Below are 22,986 nucleotides of genomic sequence, written 5' to 3' on the forward strand. Positions count from 1 at the left end.
AAAAAATGGGCAAACTACAAACTTGCATGTGGAGCACTAACTCTAGACAAGGGTCAGGCTTTTTGCTTCACGGTGGCGAATTAATAGTTAAAAACGTTGATGCAAGGGCGTCATTAACGTGCTGATGTGCTGATGTTTCCTTGGTTTCGGAAAGCGCGCAGTGCCGGCCGGGGATAAATCGCCGACGGGGGCATTGAATGCTCACAGAGCGTGCCGGATGTCGATGTCAGAACAAGGCGAATAGCAGTACTATCGGCAGGCTCATCGGCCAGGTCAGGCCAATAATTTTCGCGGTCAACAGACGAATGCGCAGCGAAGGGTCGTGACTGAAGCAGGAAGGTGACGGCCGCTGCGATGAAAAGTCCGATAAGATATATCTGCGTCAACGCTTGCCAAGCGGGGGACATCGCTTTACCTATCCTGTTTTACAATCAGAGCGCAGTGTAGCCGGTCAGCTGGTGTAACGCAATCAGTGATCCGGCATGACGCCGGGGCCGGAACGGCAAGGCACGTTAGCCATGGTATGGCGCCGGCGATTGGTGCTTCCGGGAGCCTTATACCCCGTGCCGTTTTGCGACATTTGCACCGGCGACGTTTCTTCTCACACCACCTTCAGCGGCGTAAACTCGCTTTCGTTGAATAGCACATTTTGTGTGGGGATAGCCAGCTTGATATCCAACTGCACCAATTCTTCCATCAGGCGAATATTGATCTCCTGCTGGATGTCCATGTATTTATTGTAATCCGCGCTGGCGACGATATGGACGACTTCAAAGGTCAGGCGGAAATTATCGAAGGACAAAAAATGGTCGCGGTCGAAACGGGTCTCCGGGATCGCGTCGATAATTTTTTTCACCCTATCGCCCACCAGGCGTAATTTCTCGGGCGGGGTGGAATAGGCAAAACCAAAAGTGAACACAATGCGCCGGGTCCGCATCCGTTTGTAATTGTGGATGGTTTGCTGCAGTAAAATAGCATTGGCGCAAACGATCTGTTCACCGCTTAAACTGCGGATGCGGGTGGTTTTCAGACCGGTATGCTCAATGGTGCCGGCAATATCATTGAAGACGACGAAATCGCCGATGACGAAGGGTTTATCGAAACCGATGGCCAAGGAGGCGAAGACATCGCTTAATACCGTTTGAATTGCCAGCGCGATGGCGATACCACCCGCGCCGAGACTGGCGACCAGGGCGGTGATATTGACGCCGACATTACCTAAAATGGACAGCAGCATCACCGCCCAAATCAGCACCCTCATCATTAAGCCCAGAATGACCATGGTAACCGGATTACGTGCCGCGCCGGGCTCGCGGGTCATGTTGCTTAACCAGACGTGGACGGCGCTGTCAAGCCACATGGCGATCTGCAGTGCCAGAACCAAAAACCAGCCATGGGAGATGGCGTTATTCCAACTGCCGGGTAAATCGATGAAATGAATACTCAGCAGCAAGGCGGTAAAGAGGATAAGCAGGCTCTTGGTATTGTCCAGCATTTCAACTACCACCCGATACAAAATGCTGTGCTTACCGCTGCTCCATTGTTTCACTCGGTGACCGGACAAACGGATCATTTTATGAATGACCCAGTAAATAATGAAGCTGGCGATGACGACAATAGCGATATTGAGCCAGAACGTGGGACTGGTAATTAGACGGATGAAGTTAAGGTTTCTTAACATCTCCATAAAAGCTCTCCCGGGCAAATAAGTAAAGTGAGGCAGGTTATTCAAATCAGGCACAGTTATAAAAAGTGGCACATTTTCGCCGGGCCGGCAAATGACCGGCATGGCAGGCGGCGCAATCAGGACGGTTCTGATGTCTGTGCGCCTGCGCAAAGTATTGGGCGATGAGCGTCCACAGTCTGGCATGGCGCGTCGGTATCCGCCTGCCGTTATGCGCCCGGAAGCGCTAACCGACCGCCGGCGTGGTGCCCTGTTGCGAACTGTTCGGCTACGCCGTGGTGAGGAAATTCAGGCGGAGACCGGCCTGGCATTCCACCGCGCCAGCCTGCGCCGCGTGCCAATCGCTGCTGCCTATGCATTCGTCGGCCTCTTTGGAGAACAACATGACAAAGCTGGTGCCCGGGTGCGTTGTGCCGTCGAGCGCGCTTTTTTGGACCGCTCATGGGCAGGCAGGAAAACACATTCCCACGCCCCGCCGCTGCATGCCCTATGGGCCGGTATTCCCGTCGCGTTAAGGCAAGCGCAAGGTCAAATTTTTTTGCACGCCGCTGCATGCCCTATGGGCCGGTTTTCCGGCGCGCTAAGGCAGGGCGCATGGCCGATTTTACCCGCTACTCCACCGCATGGCTTACGGGCCGGTATTCCCGGTGCCGGATTGCACGGCCTACAAGCGTGGTTTGCCAGCATCTTTGCAGTTGCCCCCTGGGGCGTTATTATCACCCGAGCAATCTTCATCATACGCCATATAGTCGTCCGGATGGTAGCGCAGCACTGAACTGAAATAATCGTTTCGCCTGCCGGAAAAATAGAACAGTTAACGGTTTTACTCGAGGGGAATATTCGTTTAGGCAAGCAAAGGTTGTTGTTTCTTATAAGAATGGAAAAATTTTTCTGTGATAAACATCAAAACTGCTTAAAGCATTATTGGTTAGAATTCAATTTCGTTGATGTCTCTTATTTAATTCATTCAGCAATGTATGTTTATATTATTTCCATCTTCTAAGGACTGGTTATTATGACGCTATCAATCAATATTTGTCTGAACGATTACGATGTTAAAACCAACGCCGCCGTGCTGGATAAGCCCGAGTATTTATCTCCAGCATCCGATAATGGCGGTAATATTACGCTCACAGGATGGGAATTCCGGGTCGAGCCTCATTCATCATTACAGGTTTCCAGGACCGATACGCCCATTATTCCAGAGTCGCGCAGGCGTTTTTATATCGGCAATGCGGGAAAGGCTAAAGAAGTTAAGGCGGTTTTTTATTGGTCGCACAGTTTTACTTCGGAATGGTTTGAATACAGTACCACGGTCGTCACCCGTGGCACGGACGCTATTATAATGCCGCCTTCCAATTCACTGTATTACAGTAAAATTGTGGTTTTTAACGACACCGATGATGTTGCTTTCATCACGGCCTATCATTTGTAATCCTGCTGAGCTTTCGCATTCTTGCCTATGGGCTATCAAGGAGAATATTATGCAAAATGAATCATACGTGGTGCTGGCACCTGAGAAAACAGCATTCCCAATTTATAAGCGGGCCTCATCAAAAGTCCCTCTTACCCAATGGGAATGGGATAATGCATCCGATATTAAATTTTGGATAATCAGCGGGGTGGGCTTCATCCATGAAGTGGGATCCATACTATCGTTGCTGCTGGAGGTTTGCTGGACTAGCAAAAAGGAGAATGTCTGGCAGCAGATTTTACATGAAGTGGAAAATATGATTGAAACATCTAAACTGGCTATTATTCAAGGGGTGCTGCGTGGTTTCATTAACGAAATTGAGGGCAAAATAAAACATGTCAATTTTTTACTTGAAACGAATCCGGGCAGCCGTGAAGCCCATGATGCTTATATTTCTTTAGCCCGATACTTGATCGGTATGGAAGAGCATTTTGTCTCATTTGACGACAAAACCAATTTACAAATTTTGCCCATGTATACCGCCGCTTTGATGTTACAAGTCATGTATTGGTCCATCGGCATTAACAAAAGCCAGGTAATAGGCCTGAGCACGTTAGAGGTCGGTGAAATGCAATATATCATCGATAAGCTCGTCGATCGTGCTTCAGCGTATAGTCATGCACTTTATGATAAAGAGTACAACGAAGTATTAAGCAATTCTGAAGGGGATGATATTACCAATGATTTATTGGCAATAAGATGGCACTGTCTCCTGCACGGTTTTGAAGCGTTGGAAATCGTGACGGCGGTGAAAGCGCACGGCATAAATGAACGCATTATTCTCAAGACTCTGAGATATTCGGAAGTTTTTAATCGGCCGACCAACAAAAATACAGGCGCTGATTGAGGATGACAACATGGTTGCACCACTCAAGCCGGCGTGGCTTGGCGACAATTATGCGCAAATACAGTCCCTGGTAGGCTACATTGTACGGATAGGGAATGCGCCAAGAGTAGGCGGTCTGGGCATTACCTTCACCGATGGTAGCAGCTATAACATTGGCACCCTTAGCCGAGAATCGCGCAGTGTTGAATTAAAGGGTAGCGTCATCACCTGTATTGAAACCTGGGGCAGTGGTGCGATTGATGAAGCCTTATTTACCCTTAGCGATGGGCGCACCTTCAGTTTTGGTGAGCGGTATAGTTATAATTACCGGCGGTTTGAAGCCCCTGGACATTATATCACCGTCCTGTACCTGGCCAGCGATGAGCCGTCTCTCTGCGGGCAGGCCGCAGGTATTATGGCGTCCTACCATTTGAGAAATGACCCGACCACCGACCCATTACTGCAATAACGTCGTCCTCAGGATGCCAGCATCGCCCGATATGCCGCGTTACGGCCAGGGGGCAAACTGCCGGGATGAGCCTGGTCAGTGCCACTAACCGTAACGCTGCTGATGGTTTTTTTTCGCCGCAGATAATCCTCGTCGGCGCGCAGGCGATCCCAATAGCTTTTGAAGATGGCCGCCGCCGCCGCTTTGACCGGATCATTAACGCGGGGCTTGACGACCCGTTGAGCATCATATTTCCTGCCGTCTTGATGATTGGCATAACGGCGTGCGCGCGTATAGCCCATTTGGATAAATTTGCGCGCCATATCCATGCCAACGAAATCGTCCGCCCGGCGGTACTGCTCAAAAAGTTGATAGAGGGTCTCGGCGGATTGCGCGGCCACCTGCGGATTTTTAAATCGCCAATGCGGCAACATTTCCCCTTTATAAGGTTCAACCAGTAAGACGCCTTGTTCTCCGCGTCCGACCTGATAACGCTCGGGGTGCCGGCGAAAATCAATCTGGCTAAAATCATGCTGATAATTGAATGGGATACCCATTTTTGCTCATCCGACTTGTCTTGCCGCAGGCGGCAGGAGACTTTACCCACGCCCGTCAATAGTGATAAGCTTAGCGCCGGATGGCAGAATTTTCATCCCGGCGCCACGCGGCGCAATGTTGCGAGGGGCCTGCCGACATGCCGCCCTCAGCCAATCGCTCAGGCCGGGGCGTCGTCCAGGTAGCGCAAAGGGTCATTCTTATTTAATAGTCGTCCAGGTGGCGCAAAGAGTCACCCTTATTTAATAGTCGTCTAGGTGGCGCTAAGAGTCACCCTTAGTTAATAGTCGTCCAGGTGGCGCAAAGGGTCATCCTTACTTAATTGTTGTCCAGGTGGCGGAAGTGGTCATCCTTAATTATCGTCCAGATCGCGCAGATGGTCAGCTTTATTCAACGTCATGAGCGCGAAGAGGCTGATAATGGCGGTGATGACCACATACCAGGCGGGGATGTCAAGATTGACGGTCTGCTTGATAAGCCAGGTAATGGTCAGCCCCGCACAGCCGGAAAATACCGCGTTGGATAGCGAATACGCCAGCCCCAGCCCGGTATAGCGTACCCGGGTGGGAAACATTTTCGCCAGCATCGCCGGACCCGGACCGGCCAGCAGCCCCACCAGCCCTTTTATCAGCAACGTGCCAGCCGGATCTTGCAGTATCCGCAGCAGGGGAAAAGACAGCACCAGCAGCAGTAAGGTGGCGGTCATCAGCACACGTCGCCGGCCAATCCTGTTGCTCAACATGCCGGCGGGAATGATGGTGAGGGCAAAACCGGCGTTGGAAATAACGGCGATCAGTAACGCGGTTTGCATATGGATGTGCAGCGCCGATTGCAAGTAAGTGGGCATAATCACCAAAAGGGTGTAGCCCGCTGCGGACCATGTCATCAGCCGGCCGATGCCGCACGCGCGCGCATGAAGGCAGGGGTTTCTTCCAGACTGAGGCGCAACCACAGCGCGACGGCGCCCATCGGCAGCGCCAGAAAAAAGGCGATACGCCAGCTCCATTGCCGTAACGCGTCCTGTCCTAGCATCGCCGCCAGCAGGCCGAGTGCGACGGTCAACGATTGCCAGGCGCCGTACAGGCCGCGTTTACCCCGCGGGGCGAATTCGGTCATCAGCGCAACCGCACCGCCATATTCGCCGCCGGCGAATAAACCTTGCAGAATGCGCAGCAGCGTTAGCAGGATGGGCGCAGTGATACCGATATGGGCATAGGTGGGCAACACCCCAATCAATGCGGTGGCGATAGTCATCAGGACCAGCACCAGAATCAGCGTGGGCTTGCGGCCCAGACGATCGCCGAGGCGGCCGAACAGCGCCGCACCCAGCGGGCGGAAGAAAAAGGCCACGGCGAACGAAGCATAGGTTAGAATAAGTCCGGTCATCGCATTTTCGCCCTGCAGATGAAAGAAATTCTCCGCAATCACCGTCGCCAGAAAATCGTAAACCGCGAACTCATACCATTCGATAAAATTGCCCACCGCCCCGGCCAGCAGGGCCTTCTTATGGGACAGTGGCGACTGGCTGTGCGCCTGGTGCATAGACAGATCCTTAAGCCGTGTCAGAAATACCTTTGCCGGCTTGCGCCGGTTAAGCGTGTAATGTCACCTGGGGGCAAGCGGCGCGGCCCGGTAACGCGCGACGCAAGGCGGGTTTCGCGCTGCTCGCGTCATCCTAGTTTAACAGGTCACCCTGTCAACGGCCTACCGTCGCGCCAACGTCGCTGACAACGGTGGATTCATGCCGGTCAATCCGTAAGTCGAACGGCAAAAACCGTGCGGGGACTGGACGTTCCCGGCAAAGACCTGCCGTCGTGGGTCGCCGGCGTTGTCTTGTGCGCGTTGGATGATGGTTGGGAGCGCCGTCATCTTACGTGTCGTCCGACGACGGTCGGGTTAACGACGGTCTGACGCCTGAGCTGCTGGCCTGTTCAGGCGGCCGTCGCTGCCTGCTGCGCTGCGCTTTTGGCCCCGAGGCTTATTGCGCTGCCGCTAAGCCGTCTCCCCAGCCATCAAACGCGTGATGGTCTTGAGCCTGAAGTCCGCGTGCAGCTTTACTTGTGGCACACATTTTTGTATACCAAGTTAATTGTTTGAATGCCATCAACATCGACTGACTGCCTGTCCGGGCGCAACGGCGCTCAACCCCTAACCCCGCGGCGCGGCAGTGATGCTGTCAGCCTTTGCTTGAGGAAGCTGGATGTCCACCCCTTTTACGCTGCTGTTTGCGCTCTATCCCGGCGTGACACAATTGGATTTCACGGCGCCGCATCAGGTTTTCAGCCATTGGCCGGCGGCTGCGGTGCATGTGGCGTCGCTCGAAGGCGCGCCGGTGAGCGCCAGCGGGCTGCATTTTGACCGGCTTGAGGCGCTGGAGACGGTAGCGAGATGCGATTTGCTGTGCCTCCCCGGTGGTCCCGGCTGCACCGACGCCATGCTGGATGCGCGGTTTATGGCGGAAATCCGCCGCTTGGCAGCCGGCGCGCATTATATTACCTCGGTATGTACCGGCTCATTAATCCTCGGCGCCGCCGGACTGTTGCAGGGACGACGCGCGACCTGCCATTGGTCGATGCTGGAGAGTCTGTCGTTGTTTGGCGCCGTGCCGCGCGCTGAGCGGGTAGTACGCGATGTGCATGTTATCACCGGCGCCGGCGTCACTGCCGGCATTGATTTTGCCCTGACGGTGGTGGCGGAAGTGTCGGGAGAGCGCGCGGCGCAGGCCATCCAACTGGGGCTTGAATATGCACCGGCGCCGCCGTTTGATGCCGGTCATCCCGCGACAGCGCCGGCCGCCGTTATGCGCGACGTGAGAGAGAGGCAGGCGGCTTTCCGTACCCGTCGGCTGGCGCAGGTCGCGACGGCGGCGGCGGCGTTAAAGGCGCGCTGAGATAGACTACGCCAACGATGGCATCGGATATGGTTTTTCCGTACGGAGTTTTGCTATGACTGTCCGCTTATTATCACACATTGATATTCCATCGGCATATTGGCCGGGATTCGCCGCTGCGGGGGTGACGTTGTATGTGGCGCCGCGGACCGATCACACCGGCCCGCTTTGGCCCGACGGCCCGCTGCAACCTGTGTTGTGCGCGGCGGGGGAGGCAGCCGAAAAGGAGACATTTGACCCGAGCGCAATCGATGTCCTGTTGACGATAGGATCGCTTGGAATAAGCGCGCAAGACATGGCGAAACTGCCCGCTCTGCGCCTGATCTGCTGCCTGGGGGTCGGCTATGAGCGCGTCTGTCTGGCCGCCGCCGCCGCGCGCGGTATCCGCGTCACCCACGGCCGCGGCACCAATGACACGTCGGTGGCCGATCATGCCATGGCGCTGATGTTAGCGCTAATGCGCGATATCGCGCCCCTGGACCGCGCGGTGGCCAGTGGCAAAACCTACGGCAATTGCGTCCGCAGCCGAGCGGCAAACGGGTCGGTATCCTCGGTCTGGGAACCATTGGCCACAACATCGCCGAGCGGTGCGCCCGGGGCTTCGCTATGGAGGTCGGCTACCATAATCGGCGGCCGGTAGCGGATGGCGATTATCATTACTGCGCCAGCGCGACGGCGCTGGCGCAGTGGTGCGATATTCTGGTGATCGCCACACCGGGCGGCGCCGCGACCCGGCATTTGGTCGACGCTGCGGTGCTCGCAGCGCTGGGGGCTGACGAATATTGCCCGCGGTAGCGTGGTGGAAACGGCGGCGCTGCAGACGCAGGCCATCGCCGGCGCGGCGCTGGATGTGATCGAAGGCGAACCGGAGGTGCCGGCGGCGCTGCTGGCGCAGGATAATCTGTTAATCACACCGCATGTGGCGGCGCGCTCACCTCAGGCGATGGCGGCGATGTATCAGCAAATGCTGGAAAATCTCGCCCGCCATCTCAGTGGGCAACCGCTGCTGACGCCGGTGGCGGAAAGGGGCTGAAAATGGACTACCGGCAACGGATTATCTCACCGACATTGCGGCTGGCGCTGCCGCGTGAGGAAGATGCGCCGGCATTGTTCAGCCTGGCGCAGCAGGAACGGACGCATTTGAGCCGGCATCTTGCCTGGCCCGAGACGGTTCGCTGTGAAGTCGATACGCTGGCGACGGTGCGCGCCAACCGGCGAGCCTATGCCGCCGGTGAGTCGGCGGTTTATCTGCTGTGGCGACAGGAGCGGCTGAGCGGGGTGCTGTCGCTGAACAGCATCAGCGGCAGCGTGGGGGAAATAGGCTACTGGCTGGCCGCCGCTCTGACCGGTCGTGGTGTCATGTCCCGCGCCGTGCAGGGGTTAATGACGAGGTATCTGGAGGACGGCCGGCTGGATACGTTTATTTTACGCTGTGGTGTGCAAAACCGGCCCAGTAACCGCGTGGCGCAGCGCCTGGGCTTTAGCTTCTATCAACGGCAGGCGCAGGCGGAGAAAGTCGGCGAGCGCTGGGTGGATCACAATGTTTACCACTGGCGCGCCGGGCGAAACACGTTGCCGCTGTCGTTGACGACCTGCACTCCCGCGCCCGGCGCGGATCGTTAGCGCAAAGGCCCGCCGCGTTCGTCAAGCATCTGGCGCAGCCGGCGGAAGACGCTGGTGGACTGACGAAGACCATCGTGCTCAAATTCATTGGTAACCCAGACCTGTAAATTACCCACCCGCGCGGCGGTAGCCAGGGACAGGTCGGCGTCGACATACATGTCGTCGTGATAAATCACCGCCGCGACCGGCACCTCATTATTCGCCAACCGGGTGAGGTCATACAGCGGCGGGTAATCCTGCCGGGTGGCCAACTGCGCCGCCGCGGCGCGAAACGGGCGCAGTGAGCTGATCTCGTCAAACATCCATGGGTAGATCATCTCGCCGGTGAACAACAGCGGCCGGGCATCGGGCTGGAAAGCGGGAAACGTCTGGTGTACCCGTTCCGCCGCCCAGTTGCAGGCCTGCCCGGGCTGGCCATAAATGACCTCCTGCAGCACGGCATAGAGGGGATTGGCGTCATAGCCGGTCTCCGCCATGATGGCCATCAGAAAATGATCCGACAGCCGGGTTTCGGCGCTGTCGCTGAATGCCTCTTCTATCAGGCCATGCACCTGATCGAAACCGGGTCCCATCCCGAACGCCATCCCCAGGGTTTGCAGGCGGCGCACGCTGAGGCGATAGCCATCCGGCAGCCGCACGTCGCGGGCGTCGATGACATCCGCCAGGCGGGCAATACGCGCCGCGTCGGCGAGATAACGGCGGAAATAGCGCGCGTTTTTCTCCGCCACCCGGGGGGTAGGTGCGGCGATAAACCTCATCGGCATCTATATCGAGGCCCGGCAGCCCGCCGGTGACGTAGCAGGCGGCGAGGCCTTCGGGCGCCAAAGATAAATAACTCAGAGTCAAAAAGCCGCCGTAACTTTGGCCTAACGTCTCCCAACGATCGCCGCCGAACAGCCGCGTACGCAGGAATTCACAATCGCGCACGATGCTGTCGGCGCGAAAGTGCCATAAATACGCCGCGCCCGCATGGGGGGCTATCGCCGCCAGCGTGGCACTTTCGACCCGGCTGCTGCGGCCGGTGCCCCGCTGATCTAGCAAGATAACCCGGTGGGTCTTCAGCGCCTCGGCAAGCCATACTGGCCCACCGCCCTGCGGACGCGGCCCTTTGCCGCCTGGGCCGCCCTGAAGAAACGCGAGCTTTGGTAAGGATTGGTGGCGCTTGCGCGGGTCGACGACTTCGCGCACAAACAGATCCAGCGTGCGACCGTCATCCGGCCGCGACCAATTCAGTGGCACCTTGATCAGGTGTTCCTTGATAAACATGCCGGGCAAAGTATATTCACAGATGTTCAACGCAAGCTCCAGGGCTGATGGCGAAGCCGGCGCGGCCGCAAGGGGCGCCGGGCAGAGGGCAACAGTGTAAAGCAACCGGCCGGTGGGGGGAATGTGCTATCGCTGCCCGCAGGCAGCGCCCGATAGGGCGGCCGAGTACTTTGGGACGTGGCGCGGACACACTGACCGCCTCCGTTAAGGGGAAAAGGATATCGCTGCCCGCAGGTAGCGCCCGATAGGGCGGCCGAGTACTTTGGGACGTGGCGCGGACACACTGACCGCGCCCGTTAAGGGGAAAAGGCTATCGCTGCCCGCAGGCAGCGTCCAATAGGGCGGTTGAGTACTTTCGGACGCGGAGCACACACTGACCGCCTCCGGCTTGGGGGCCGCTAGGTGGCCTGGAACAGTGGTGGTGCGAGGCGGGCTGATAGGGGTGTAGGGCAGCGGTTAGCGCTGCAATAGCGCTCGCCGTGGCCGTTCGGGGCGAAACCCCAGGCCGATAATCCTGCCGGCCAGATGCGGCAACCAGGGACGCTGGCGCAGCCAGCGTTCCAACGCCGACGGTTTACGCGCCTGGCGAGGCGAACGATGCTCCTTGCCGGTCATCATAATTTGCAGCCTTTGGGTGGCCCGGGTGGGGAACTGGCGGCGACGCTGTACGCGATTGAGCTCACGCAGGCCGACCACGCCGCGTGCCAGCGGTGTTGCCAATAGATTGGCAGCGGCGACCCCGCGTCCTGTATGGCCAGATTAACGCCGACGCCGCCAATGGGCGACATCGCATGAGCGGCATCACCGATACACAACACGCCCGGGGCGGCCCAACGCGTCAGCCGGTCGATGCGGATGTCCAGTAGCTTAACTTGCTGCCAGTCGGTAATCTGTCGCCGCAACCGTTCGATGTCGACCGGTGCCACTGCCGCCACCTGCTGTAACAGCGCCGCTAACCCCTGTTGCTGAAGTGCGGGAAAACTGCCTTTGACGATGCTGTAACCGCACTGCCAATACTCACCGCGGTCGAGCATGATGAAATTATTTTTCGGCCCGCCGTGGCCGCTGGCCCAGCGGGCGTCGCCTGCCTCCTTCGACAGTTTCATCCACACGACGTCGCGCGGGGCGCCAAAATTCTCAAACTGCAACCCGGCGGCAGTGCGTACCATCGATCGGCGGCCGTCGGTACCTATCACCAGCGGGGAGGTAATGGCTAGTGAGCCGGCGTCGTCTTCGGCATTGACGCCAATTATTCGCCCCTGGTGCTGGCGCAACGAAACGCCACGGGTCGCGCGCAGCAGCGTAAAGCCCGGTAACGTTGCCGCCTGCTCCGCCAGGAAATTAAGGAAATTCCACTGTGGCATCAACATCATATACTGGCAGCGACCGGGCAGACGGCTGAAATCGGCCATCGTGACCGTCTTACCCTGCAGCTCGCCGCGCAGCGTCGTCACTTTTTGATGCCCTAACGCCAGAAGCCCTTCTAGCAATCCCAGGTGGTGCATGATGGTCAGCGTGGAGGGATGAATGGTGTCGCCGCGAAAATCGCGCAGAAAATCACGGTGTTTCTCCAACACCGTGACCGCGACACCTGACCGCGCCAATAAATAGCCCAGCATTAATCCGGCCGGCCCGCCGCCGACGATACAGCATGGCGTGGTAAGTGTTTTCTCGCCCATGGTGAGTTTCCCTTGCCTGCGTAAATTTCAATCATAAGAAGCAGGCGTCAAGTTGCAAATAATTATCGTTTACTTCTGTTATTGGCTGCACCGATGAGGCGCCGTTGGCGCGGCGTCAAAAGAAACCGATATGGTGCAGATGGAAACACGGTGCCGGCGACGGGCCCGCTTCCGGCAGAAACGCCAGCAGCACCTTAGTCAGGATTTGCACATCGCAGGGCAGCGTCAGGTGCTGATAATGGCGGCGTGGCGCATCCAGCATATAGAAATGGTCAGCAAACACGATGACGTTCATCGCCTGACACGTGGGTGAGGTGACCAAACGGCCGCTGAGTTCGTGTGTCTCGCCTAACGTCAATATGCCGTTAATAAGTTCAACATCAAGCAGCGCCCGCGCCAATTGCGCCGGCGATTCTGCCGTACGACGGCGGTAATGCAGGTCACGACGCACGATATCGCGGCTCATGGCGTGACAGGACAAGCCATCCAACAACCGCCGGCGCTTGATGCCTTGGGCAATTTCCAGCGCAGTGTCTACTGTGTTCTGACCGCTGGCCTCGCACCGTTTACCGCCGAAAAACGTATGGAAGGTTTGCGGCCAGGGCCGGTGACTGTCGGCATAACGCAGTCGATGCGTGAGATAATATTCCAGTTCGCGGCGGCTGTCATCGAGCATGTCCTGCAAGGGGTACAACGTCATTCGCGACATAATGCGCGGCGAAGCGCTGTCACTTGACGGCGAACGGACCTGTCGCACCCCGGACGGCGACAGGGTGCGCGCAGCGGGTACCGGTCGGCGTCGCACAGTCAGCGGAGCAGAAGGCGGCAGGGTGGCAACAGCATACGGCGGTAGAGACGCTGACGCCAGCGAGACGGCCTGGGGCAAAGCGACAGATGACGACGGGCATATGACTTCTGCGGCCGGACTGGCAGACGGCGGCGGTGAGGCAACAGCATACGGCAGCGGGGTTCTGGGCGGGGGGAAGGCAGCGACGCAGGTCGGCTGGGCGGCAGGCGCGGCAGGAAGGGAAGAAATGGCCCTTACCCTTAGGGCAAGCGCAGGGCCGTCACCCGCGACACGACGTACGGAAAGCCTGCGCGGCAACGCGACCGGGACGGCCTGCGAACCGTCCTGCTGCCGCTTGAACGACGTGTCGGCACAGCAGGCAGGTGGCATGGAAGGGGAATGGCGGCCAATTATCATGCCTGCGGCTCCTCATGGGCTAAGCGTAAGCTAGGAATAGACGCTTAACCTGCCCCGATCAAGTCAGCAAGACATGTGCCTGGCGTTAACGACAGTAGCGGAAAATCCGCCCCCGCACCTATTGGCAGCGTGGCGTCGAAGCAAACACTCTGGGAAAGAGGACGCCAGCGGGAAACAGCGGGACGCTAAGGGTGCTGATGGTGGCAAGACGTAGCTCACTACCGTGAACGGTGATGACGAGGGTCGGAACGAAACGAGGCATCAGCCGTGTCGCCAGGACGATAAACCCGCAAGGTGCGGATCAGCTAAACGGCACCTGAGCCGCCGCGGTCCGTCACCATGACGGACCGCACGGCCGGGATTAATTGCCGTGCTTGTCCTCAAGCTTAGGTACGCCGCTGTCGTCGGCGGCGGAAAGCCGGCCGGTGCCGATGTAATTGATAAGCTTGGCGCGGGTGTCGGTGATATCCAGATTACGCATCGTTAGCTGACCAATACGATCTTCCGGTGAGAACGTCGATTCCCCTTTCTCCATGGTGAGACGCTCGGCCATATAGGTCAAATTGTCGGAAACGGTATTCAGAATGGAATAATCGTTGCCGCGGCGCAGTTCCAGTGTCACCTCGCCCGTTATTTCACTGGCTACCCAGCGCTGGGTGGCGTCACGCAGCATCAGCGCCTGCGGATCGAACCAGCGGCCCTGATACAGCAGACGGCCCAATTGTCGACCGTTGGCGTGATATTGGTCGATGGTGTCTTCGTTATGAATACCGGTCACCAACCGTTCATAGCCGATATGCAACAGCGCCATGCCCGGTGCTTCATAAATGCCGCGGCTTTTGGCCTCGATAATGCGGTTTTCAATCTGATCGCTCATGCCAAAACCGTGACGCCCGCCGATGCGGTTAGCCTCCAGCAGCAGCGCGACCTGGTCGTCGAAGCGCTGGCCGTTGATCGCCACCGGCAGGCCGCGTTCAAAGCGCAGGGTCACTTCTTCCGCCGGAATACGCACGTTTTCATCCCAGAATTTCACCCCCATAATGGGATTGACAATCTTCACGCTGGAGTTGAGATATTCCAGCTCTTTCGCCTCGTGGGTGGCGCCGAGAATGTTGGAATCGGTGGAGTAGGTTTTTTCGGCCGACATTTTGTAATCGAAGCCGGCCTCGGTCATGAACTGCGACATCTCCTGACGGCCGCCGAGCTCATTGATAAAGTCGGTGTCCAGCCAGGGTTTATAGATTTTCAGCTCGGCATTGGTCAGCAAACCGTAGCGATAAAAACGCTCGATATCGTTGCCTTTGTAAGTGCTGCCGTCGCACCAGATATTGACGCCGTCCTCTTTCATCGCGGCCACGAGCATGGTACCGGTTACGGCGCGGCCAAGCGGGGTGGTGTTAAAATAGGTCACGCCGGCGGTCGTATTATGAAATGCGCCACATTGCAGGGCGGCCAGACCTTCCGCCACCAGTTGCTTGCGACAGTCTATCAGACGGGCTTTCTCTGCGCCGTAGGCTAACGCTTTGCGCGGAATGGCGTCGTAGTCATCTTCGTCCGGCTGGCCGAGATTCGCGGTGTAGGCGTAAGGCACCGCCCCTTTCTGACGCATCCATAACAGTGCGGCACTGGTATCCAGACCCCCGGAAAAAGCAATACCCACGCGTTGATTGACCGGTAGATGTCGGAGAATCGTTTCCATTGATGTGGGCCCTATAAGAGAAAATGATAGCAAAAGGTGAAATCGCCCGTCGCGGCAGGCTGCCGATGCATTATCTTAAGGAAACTCTCCCCGGAATGCTACCCCTTAAGCGGCGGTGCAGGTCGGGAAATCCCGGCGGCGCGCGCCGTCTACCCCTGGTGACGGCCGGTGCGTTTGTGTCACGCCCCGGCCACTGGCGCACTGTCTGCCGCAGGCAGGTGGCGATTCAGCGCTCTGACGGTATTTCGGCGCAGGGCGTGCCGGCGGCCCCCATCACAACGCATTCGTCCCCAACGGGCGCGATGTCGTTCGACGCGCCGTTGGCCGCGGCGGTCGCCGACGCAACGAGCGGTCCATGGACACGCGCATAGGCCAGTCCGTAGCGATAAAGCCGCGCGCCCAGACAAATCATGCCGTTTTCATCACGTTCCAGTAACCGACTCGCTACCAGAACATCCACCAGCGAGTAAATGCTGGACAACGGGGCAGCAAGATCTTTCGCGACTTCATAGGTCGTGATGGGGCTCTGCCGGTTTTGTAAACAGTCGAGAATCTGCAACGTTCGGTCAATGCCGCGCACGCGGGTTCGACGCTGGCTGCCGGTTTTGCTGGGGGCTTGCACGCTTTTGTTCATTATTGTCTCCTGAGCTGCGAGGCCGGAACGCCGCCGGTCCGGCGAATAACCCGACGCGCGCTCTTGCTGACTGCGGCCCATAAACGTGCGCAGCACTCCGACCGGAAAAGGGGGCCGGGCGCGAAAGCCCGGCTCATGCTTCACTATCGGCAACGCGCGGAAAATATTTAGCCGCCGCGCGCGTTTTTGCGGGCTGTAACGAAACACCACCGTTTAGCGTTGGGCTAAGGTGGCGGAAGTCGAGGGACACCGGCGGACGACTGGATGAGCAGGAGGGCAAGACATCCGCCGGGCAGGTTGCCGGGTATGTTGTCACGCTGCGCGGTGGCGAGGAGCAGAAGGGACAAGCAAGGCAGGAAAATCGCTGGACAGCGGGGAGGCGGGTTGCCAGGCGCCTTTGCGGGGCGCATCTGTTGACGTGGCGGTGGCATAACGGGAGAAAGCCTCGTCGGCCCTTTCCGTCTATGTTAGGGCAACAGGCTTGCGCGGCGCCGACCGGTGATATGACGGTAGGCGACCGCCAGCACAAACAGCAGACTCTGAACCAGCACGATGCAGGGACCGGTGGCGGCGTCGAAATGAAAACTGAGCAGCGTGCCGCTGAGGCTGGCGACGGCGGCGGTAAGCAGCGCCAGCGCCAGCATGGCGTCAAAGCGGCTGCACAGCGTCAAGGCTGTGATACCGGGGGTAATCAGCATGGCTATCACCAAAATGACGCCGACGGCCTGCAGCGATGCCACCACGGTCAGTCCCAGCAGGCACAGCAACCCATAATGTAAAAGCGGAATGCGCAGTCCCAGCACCGTCGCCTGACCCACATCAAAGCAGAATAGCGCCAGATCCCGCCGCTTTAGCAGCACCACCAGGGTAACTACGCCGGCAATCAACAGGGTATGCAGCAATTCGCGCGGGGAAATGCCGAGCACATTGCCGAATAAAATATGGTTGAGGTGCTGGTCGGTATCGATACGGGTGAACAGCACCAGACCGAAACCGAACATGCCGGTGTAGAGTATGCCCATCACCGTATCCTCTTTCAGCCGGCAGCGATCGCGAATATAGCCGGTACCCAGCGCACAGCCGACCCCCGCCACTAAGGCGCCTACCGCCAGAGGAAGACCGGCGGCAAAGGCCAGCACGATCCCCGGCAGTACCGCATGGGAGATGGCATCGCCCATCAGCGACCAGCCTTTGAGGACCAAAAAGCACGACAACACCGCGCAGACCGTTCCCGTTGCCAGCGCCGCCAATAGCGCGCGCTGCATAAAAGGGTAGCTTAAGGGACTCATCAGCCAGTCGAGCCAACTCATCGCACGGCCTCCGGTGGTGCCAGCCGGCGCCGGCGGGCCGCCAGCAAACCGTGGCGCGGCGCGACCACCCAGGTCAGCAAAAACAGTAGCGTTTTCAGCGTTACAATCACGCCGCCTGTAGCGCCATCGACAAAATAGCTCAACCAGGCGCCAACGGCGCAGGTGACGGCGCCAAAGCCGACCGACAGCACAACCAGGCGTGAGAAACGGTCGGTCAGCAGCCAGGCGGTAGCGCCGGGGGTGATAACCATAGCCATCACCAGGATCGCGCCGACGGTTTGCAGCGCGGCGATGATGCTGGCGCTTAACAGCACCAAGAACACCAGTTTAAGGCGCAGCGGCGCCAGGACGAGCGAGCGTGCGTGAACCTCGTCGAAAAACACCGCCAGCAAATCCTTGCGCAGACAAAACAGCACCATACAGGTCGCGCCGCTTATCCATTGCACTTGCCGAACATCTTCGGGCGCGATAGCGAGGATATTACCGAACAGAATCGTTTGCACATTGACCGCGGTGGGATTCAGCGAAACCAGCAGCAGCCCGGCGGCAAAGAACGTGGAAAACACATAGCTGATAATGGCGTCTTCACGCAGGCGGGTGAGGTGGCGCGTAAGCGCCATAGTCAGCGCCGCCAGCAAACCGGTCACAAAAGCGCCGGCGGCGTAGGGCAGACCCAACGCATAGGCGGCGGCAACGCCCGGCATCACCGAGTGGGACAAAGCGTCACCCATCAGCGACCAGCCTTTCAGTACCACAAACGCCGACAAAAACGCGCAAGAGGCCCCCACCAGCGCGCTGACCCAAATCGCGTTACGCATGTAGCCATAATGCAGTGGCTACAGCGCCCACTCAAGCATCCGCCGGCGCTCCCGTCAGGACCTGCAGCGGCAGACTACCGCCAAAGGCGCGGCGCAGGTTGTCGGCGGTAAAGGTGTTTTCCACAGGGCCGGCGGCGACCACGCCGCCGTTTACCAGCACCACCCGATCGCAGTAGGTCGGCACGCTGGCAAGATTATGGGTGGAAATCAATACCAGATGCCCCTCCTCGCGCAGTTGGCGCAGCAGGGTGATGATGGTGCTTTCGGTATGGCTGTCCACGGCGGTAAAGGGTTCATCCAACAGCATTATGCGCGCCTGCTGCGCCAGCGCCCGCACCAGGAAGACCCGTTTTCGCTGGCCGCCGGACAGCTCACCTATCTGCCGCCGGCGCAGCGCGGTCAGGTTCACGCGGGACAGCGCCCGATCCACTTCCTGGTTGTCTTGGCGCGACGGGCGACGCAGCCACGACATGTTGCCGTAGCGGCCCATCATCACTACATCCTCCACCAGAACCGGGAAATGCCAGTCGACGTCCTCGCTTTGCGGGACATAGGCCACCTGATTTTGCCGCAGGGCGACCGCCACCGGCAGCCCGTTGAGGCGGACGAGGCCGGCGCTGGGGCGTACCATTCCCATGATACTTTTGAACAGCGTGGACTTGCCGCTGCCGTTAAAGCCGAGCAGCCCGCACAGAGTGCCGCCCTCAAGCGTGAAGCCGGCGTCGCGCAGGGCGGGTGTGCCCATTGTGATAAGTGACCGTCAGACCGCTCACTTCCAGGTGGGTGCGCGCATGCGCCGCCGCGGGGGCGCTCATTGGCCAAACCCGCTGGCGATGGTATCCACGGTGGTGCGCAGCAAGTCAAGATAGGTGGGCACCGGCCCGTCGGCGGTGGACAAGCTGTCCACATACAGCACACCGCCGTAGCGGGCGCCGGATTCCTGGCTGACCTGGCGCGCCGGTTTATCGGAAATGGTACTTTCACTAAACACCACCGGAATACGATAGCGCCGGACTTTATCAATGACCTTTTTCACCTGTTGCGGCCGTGCCTTGCTCGTCGGCGTTAATCGGCCAGAGATAGACCTCGCGCAGTCGGTAGTCCCGCGCCAGATAACTGAATGCGCCTTCGCTGGTGACCAGCCAGCGCTGTTCGTCGGGGATTTTCGCCAGCCGGGCGCGCAACGGGGCATCGAGCGCCTTGATTTCGTCGGCATAGCGTTTAGCGTTGCGATTGTAAATCGCCGCATGGGCGGGATCGTGTTTCACCAGCGCCCGACGGATATTCTCGACGTAAAGGAGCGCGTTTGTGGGCGACATCCAGGCGTGGGGATTGACGCGATCGTTGGCGCCGCCGTCGCGGATCGGCATGGGTTCGATACCGTCGGTGACGACCGCCGACGGCACGTCGTGTAATTGGTCGAAGAAGCGGCGAAACCAGCGTTCAAGGTTCATGCTGTTCCACAGGATAAGGTCCGCCTTTTGCGTCTTGACGATATCCCGCGGCGTGGGCTGATAATCATGGACTTCCGCGCCGGGCCGGGTGATGGAATGCACCTCTGCCGCGTCCCCTGCCACCTGCCGCGCCATGTCCTGAATCACGGTAAAGGTGGTAATCACCTGAAAGGGTTTTTCCGCCCGCGCGCTGCCGGTGAATAGCGCGACCAGCATTCCCGCCAGCATCAAGCGCAGCGTAAAAGGCGAGCGGGTGAAAACATGGCGAGGAGAAGATGTCGTAGTCATGGCAATTTCCCGGGTGGCGGTTAACGTCTGAAAATGCGGCAATCATGTTAGTAACGGGCAGCGGGTCTGCAGGCAGAGGCGCCCGTGCTGCTGGCCTAAACGCATCAAGCGGCGAGCTGTTGTCGGCGCCTCGCCGGTGCTGGCTTAATCTACAGATATAGCATAGGCTATATTATATAGCAAAAGAAATTAATTCAAAATTTTGTACTCGACCGCTCTTCGTTTACACTGTTTAGCCATAATGTGCCTGTCCCGCCTGCGCGGGACCGTTGGCCATGGGCCATGACATAACGAGGAACAGGCATGACCCAGGATTATTCATCCGCGCTGTCCAGCGATCTCACGCCGTTGGTGGACGTGAAAGAGCATGTACAGGGATTTTTGCAGGTGCGTGAAGCGCATCGGCGGGAGCTGATAGATGACTATGTCGAGCTGATAGCCGATCTTATCCGCGACTGCGGCGAAGCGCGCCAGGTTGATCTGGCGGCGCGGCTGGGCGTGTCACAACCGACGGTGGCCAAGATGCTTAAACGGCTGGTGGCGGCGGGACTGGTGGAACAACAGCCCTATCGCGGCATTTTTCTCACCGCCGAAGGAGAAGCGCTGGCCCACGAAAGCCGCATACGCCACCAAATTGTGGAATCGTTCCTGTTGGCACTGGGCGTCAGCCCCGAAACGGCACGCCGCGACGCGGAAGGTATTGAGCATCACGTCAGTGACGAAACGTTACAAATTTTCCGCCGCTTCGCCGATAATCCTGAAAATCGTTAACTCTCCCTGCTAACTCTTTTCCACGCCGCCTGGCGCTGCCTCCGCGCGCCATCAGCGATATCGTGCCGCAGCCACCTCGTGCCATCAACGATATCTTGCCGCAGCCACCCCGCGCCATCAGCGATATCGTGCCGCAGTCACCTCGCGCCATCAGCGACATCGTGTTCTCAGCGACCGTCCATCGTCCCAAGGCGCGCTGCGGCGCGCCCTCAGTGAATGCCTGCCAGACCGTTGCTGGCACGTCATGCATCGGGCAGGCTATCGGCGGTGCGGCGCCAGCGCATCACCAGCCGGCGATCACCGTCGTCCGTTTGTGCCTCAGCGTGCCAGGGTTTTTGCAGGATAAAATGGATGGCGAAGACGGTCGCCTCATCCCATAAACCGGGATGCTGGTAAACCAGGGTTTTTAGCGCGTTATAGCCGTATGGCAACTGGCGCCAACGTCGGGCAAAAAAGTGATTAAGCAAATCCTGCTCGGGGAAGGGGTAATGCGTCAAATCGCCGATGCCGTCCAGAGCCGTTTGCAGCGCGGCAAAGGTTTCACGGTTAGGTGTCAAGACCATAAAACCGGAGTTGAAATAGCCTGCGTTGCCATCGGCGGGCATCGGTTGGCCGGGCTGATAATTGCTGTAAAAACAATTCTCGGGTACCCAGTCCGCCGGATAGCGGGCCACGCGTTTCGGGTTGCATCGGCAGGCGTGGCAGGCGGCAATCCATCCTGCGCCCAGGCGCACAGCGCGGCTGCAGCGCCGGTACTTCGCGCACCAGGCACCCCTCCTGGGTTAGTTGCCGGCGGGTAGCGTCGGGAATTGATTCGGTCACCATGACCACCAGCGGATAGCGGCTGCCGCTTTGCTGCAGCGAGCGCCACAACGTCCGCACGCCTATCAGATAATCTGGCTGTGTTAACAAGGTGATCCAGGCTGCCATCTCAATTGACCTCCAGCAGGCGATCGGTGAACGCATTTGACAAGGCGCCGGTGGGATCCAGCGCGGCGCGGACGTGGCGGAAGTCGTCCCAGCGGGAGTACAGACCGCGCCAGCGGTAAAGCGCCGGATGATAATACTTGCCCCAATGCGGTCGTCCGCCCTGGGCGGCAAGCCGTTTTTCCACTTCCTGCAGAAAAGCGATACCCTCGCGGGAAAGGGCACCATCATCGGCATAGTAGACCACGAAGCCAAAAAAGCAGGTGGGCTGCTGCCAGGCGGGGCTGAGCCAGGCCGATGCAGCGCAAAATCACCGGATAATGCATATGGGGATGAGCTTCGGCATACCATTGCTTGATAAGCGCGATAGTCTGGCCTGCGCGGGCCAGCGGGATGCCGATTTTCACGTTGATTTGCGGCGCGGCGATACCCCGACAGAAGAGTTGGTAAATGTCGCCGGTCAGATCGGTGAAATCCTTGAAACGGGTGACGGTGTCGAAATGCCGACCCTCCTCGCCAAGAATGCGGGTATCATTTTGCATGTGCGTAAGCGTCTGATCGACCGTGGCATTCAGCGAGCTGTCCCCCGCGCTCAGCGCAACGGCGTCGCCGGCGCGGTAACGCTGTCGCTCACGCGGTGTCGCCTCACGCGAGCACCAGACATGCACCCGATCATCTTCGGGAAACCACCAGGCTTTATTGAAGGTAAACGCCTTGTTCCAAGTGTAAATCTCCTCCTGTAAACCGCCGGCGGAAACCGCGCTTTTAAAGCAGGTAAACACCGTCAACGGCACGGTACGTAGCGTGATTTCGGTCATCACGCCCAGGCAGCAGAGGCCCAGTTGCAAGGCGCCGAACCAGGGGTGATCGCGGTAGAATTCGGCCACGGTACCGTCGGCGCACAGCAGCCGGATGTGCAGCACGTCATCGGCCAACGCCCCCTGGCCCAGTCCTTGCCCGTGAGTACCGGTAGCAATGGCGCCCGCCAACGTCTGGATAGCGATCACCCCCGGCGACGCAGGCAGCATACGGCCCAGGGTCTTAAGCGTCTGGTACACTTCATGCAGCGGCGTACCGGCGGCGAAGGTGGCGCTGTTCTCGCTGCTGCGCAGCAGACCGGACAGGCCGGAGATATCAATCAGTGTATCTTGCTCATGTTGAATGGCCAGCAAGTCCCCAGTTGATAAGGTGGTGCCGATCGGGCGGATACGGCCGCTGCGGTGGGTAATGATATGCCGCAGCGACTCCTCATCCTGCGGCCGCTGCAACCGCGTCTGTGGTCCCAGCGGCGCGTTTTGCGCCCAATTCCAGATGTGCTGTTCTGACGTCACCTCTGTCGCCGGCAAGCTACGGCGCAAGGGAAAATCTGCCCTATCTGATAACACTGCACCACTCCTTCCATTGAATAAAACCAGCCTGACCTACAGGCTTTGCTT

15 protein-coding genes and 10 pseudogenes are annotated in these 22,986 nt (G+C 58.7%); 9 read left to right on the forward strand and 16 right to left on the reverse strand.

The window, feature by feature from the left end; genetic code table 11:
- Positions 1–226 precede the first annotated feature (226 nt).
- Both JZM24_RS17840 and JZM24_RS17845 read right to left on the reverse strand, forming a co-directional pair.
- A pseudogene (locus JZM24_RS17840) lies at positions 227–407 on the reverse strand (GhoT/OrtT family toxin).
- A 194-nt stretch (positions 408–601) separates the two neighbouring features.
- The gene (locus tag JZM24_RS17845; RefSeq protein WP_215671434.1) at positions 602–1,687 is read right to left on the reverse strand and encodes a mechanosensitive ion channel family protein; all 1,086 of its coding nucleotides are present in this window, start codon (positions 1,685–1,687) and stop codon (positions 602–604) included.
- Positions 1,688–1,817: 130 nt separating this feature from the next.
- Here JZM24_RS17845 and JZM24_RS17850 point away from each other — a divergent pair, with 130 nt between their 5' ends.
- The 4 genes from JZM24_RS17850 (at position 1,818) to JZM24_RS17865 (ending at position 4,453) form a co-directional block, all read left to right on the forward strand.
- Complete coding sequence (locus tag JZM24_RS17850; RefSeq protein WP_215671437.1) at positions 1,818–2,459, forward strand: hypothetical protein; 642 nt, start codon at positions 1,818–1,820, stop codon at positions 2,457–2,459.
- Positions 2,460–2,699: 240 nt separating this feature from the next.
- Positions 2,700–3,119, forward strand: a complete 420-nt coding sequence (locus JZM24_RS17855; protein ID WP_215671439.1) for a hypothetical protein — start codon at positions 2,700–2,702, stop codon at positions 3,117–3,119.
- A 49-nt stretch (positions 3,120–3,168) separates the two neighbouring features.
- On the forward strand, positions 3,169–4,005 hold the full coding sequence (locus JZM24_RS17860; RefSeq protein WP_215671441.1) for a hypothetical protein: 837 nt from the start codon (positions 3,169–3,171) through the stop codon (positions 4,003–4,005).
- Between the two features lie 10 nt (positions 4,006–4,015).
- Positions 4,016–4,453 (forward strand): hypothetical protein, encoded by a 438-nt coding sequence (locus JZM24_RS17865; protein ID WP_215671442.1) that lies wholly within the window; start codon positions 4,016–4,018, stop codon positions 4,451–4,453.
- Between the two features lie 84 nt (positions 4,454–4,537).
- Here JZM24_RS17865 and JZM24_RS17870 read toward each other — a convergent pair.
- Both JZM24_RS17870 and JZM24_RS17875 read right to left on the reverse strand, forming a co-directional pair.
- Positions 4,538–4,989: pseudogene (locus JZM24_RS17870) on the reverse strand (DUF4385 domain-containing protein).
- A gap of 350 nt (positions 4,990–5,339) precedes the next feature.
- Positions 5,340–6,529, reverse strand: a pseudogene (locus JZM24_RS17875) (MFS transporter).
- A gap of 658 nt (positions 6,530–7,187) precedes the next feature.
- Here JZM24_RS17875 and JZM24_RS17880 point away from each other — a divergent pair.
- From JZM24_RS17880 to JZM24_RS17890, 4 genes and pseudogenes are all read left to right on the forward strand, one after another.
- Positions 7,188–7,877, forward strand: coding sequence for a DJ-1/PfpI family protein (locus tag JZM24_RS17880; RefSeq protein WP_215671444.1), 690 nt, complete (start codon positions 7,188–7,190; stop codon positions 7,875–7,877).
- A gap of 55 nt (positions 7,878–7,932) precedes the next feature.
- A complete protein-coding gene (locus tag JZM24_RS19310; protein ID WP_281418261.1) occupies positions 7,933–8,517 on the forward strand; it encodes a Rossmann-fold NAD(P)-binding domain-containing protein in 585 nt (194 codons plus the stop codon).
- Positions 8,421–8,910 (forward strand): annotated as a pseudogene (locus tag JZM24_RS18990) (NAD(P)-dependent oxidoreductase); the annotation flags it as partial. The gene JZM24_RS19310 and the pseudogene JZM24_RS18990, both read left to right, overlap by 97 nt.
- Before the next feature lie 2 nt (positions 8,911–8,912).
- Positions 8,913–9,500 (forward strand): GNAT family N-acetyltransferase, encoded by a 588-nt coding sequence (locus tag JZM24_RS17890; protein ID WP_215671446.1) that lies wholly within the window; start codon positions 8,913–8,915, stop codon positions 9,498–9,500.
- Here JZM24_RS17890 and JZM24_RS18995 read toward each other — a convergent pair.
- The 10 genes and pseudogenes from JZM24_RS18995 to JZM24_RS17935 form a co-directional block, all read right to left on the reverse strand.
- Positions 9,497–10,258 (reverse strand): hypothetical protein, encoded by a 762-nt coding sequence (locus tag JZM24_RS18995; protein WP_246580135.1) that lies wholly within the window; start codon positions 10,256–10,258, stop codon positions 9,497–9,499. The genes JZM24_RS17890 and JZM24_RS18995 overlap by 4 nt on opposite strands.
- Positions 10,259–10,274: 16 nt before the next feature.
- Positions 10,275–10,766: pseudogene (locus JZM24_RS19000) on the reverse strand (alpha/beta fold hydrolase); the annotation flags it as partial.
- A gap of 456 nt (positions 10,767–11,222) precedes the next feature.
- A pseudogene (locus tag JZM24_RS17900) lies at positions 11,223–12,445 on the reverse strand (FAD-dependent oxidoreductase).
- Positions 12,446–12,560: 115 nt separating this feature from the next.
- A complete protein-coding gene (locus JZM24_RS17905) occupies positions 12,561–13,154 on the reverse strand; it encodes a hypothetical protein (RefSeq protein WP_215671448.1) in 594 nt (197 codons plus the stop codon).
- Positions 13,155–14,010: 856 nt separating this feature from the next.
- Positions 14,011–15,348 (reverse strand): argininosuccinate synthase, encoded by a 1,338-nt coding sequence (argG, locus tag JZM24_RS17910; protein WP_215671450.1) that lies wholly within the window; start codon positions 15,346–15,348, stop codon positions 14,011–14,013.
- A gap of 226 nt (positions 15,349–15,574) precedes the next feature.
- Entirely contained in the window at positions 15,575–15,982 is a 408-nt protein-coding gene (locus JZM24_RS17915; protein WP_215671451.1) for a helix-turn-helix domain-containing protein, read from the reverse strand.
- A 467-nt stretch (positions 15,983–16,449) separates the two neighbouring features.
- Positions 16,450–17,292, reverse strand: coding sequence for a metal ABC transporter permease (locus tag JZM24_RS17920; protein WP_215671453.1), 843 nt, complete (start codon positions 17,290–17,292; stop codon positions 16,450–16,452).
- Positions 17,289–18,110: a metal ABC transporter permease gene (locus JZM24_RS17925; protein ID WP_215671455.1), complete on the reverse strand. Its 822-nt coding sequence runs from the start codon at positions 18,108–18,110 to the stop codon at positions 17,289–17,291. Before JZM24_RS17925 ends, JZM24_RS17920 begins: the two co-directional genes overlap by 4 nt.
- Before the next feature lie 31 nt (positions 18,111–18,141).
- A pseudogene (locus JZM24_RS17930) lies at positions 18,142–18,925 on the reverse strand (ATP-binding cassette domain-containing protein).
- Positions 18,922–19,792, reverse strand: a pseudogene (locus JZM24_RS17935) (metal ABC transporter substrate-binding protein). The pseudogenes JZM24_RS17930 and JZM24_RS17935 overlap by 4 nt, the downstream one beginning before the upstream one ends.
- A 363-nt stretch (positions 19,793–20,155) precedes the next feature.
- On the opposite strand from JZM24_RS17935, the gene mntR reads away from it, so the two are divergent.
- Positions 20,156–20,623 carry a manganese-binding transcriptional regulator MntR gene (gene mntR / locus JZM24_RS17940; protein WP_215671456.1) on the forward strand — a complete coding sequence of 156 codons (468 nt, stop codon included), beginning with the start codon at positions 20,156–20,158 and terminating at the stop codon, positions 20,621–20,623.
- A 242-nt stretch (positions 20,624–20,865) separates the two neighbouring features.
- Here the strand turns inward: mntR and JZM24_RS19915 are convergent.
- Both JZM24_RS19915 and JZM24_RS17950 read right to left on the reverse strand, forming a co-directional pair.
- Positions 20,866–21,553, reverse strand: a pseudogene (locus JZM24_RS19915) (glycosyltransferase).
- Between the two features lies 1 nt (position 21,554).
- A pseudogene (locus JZM24_RS17950) lies at positions 21,555–22,935 on the reverse strand (D-arabinono-1,4-lactone oxidase).
- Between the last annotated feature and the right edge of the window lie 51 nt (positions 22,936–22,986).

Origin of the sequence: Candidatus Sodalis endolongispinus, assembly GCF_018777395.1 — a bacterium.
Classification (GTDB): Bacteria; Pseudomonadota; Gammaproteobacteria; order Enterobacterales; family Enterobacteriaceae; genus Sodalis_B; species Sodalis_B endolongispinus.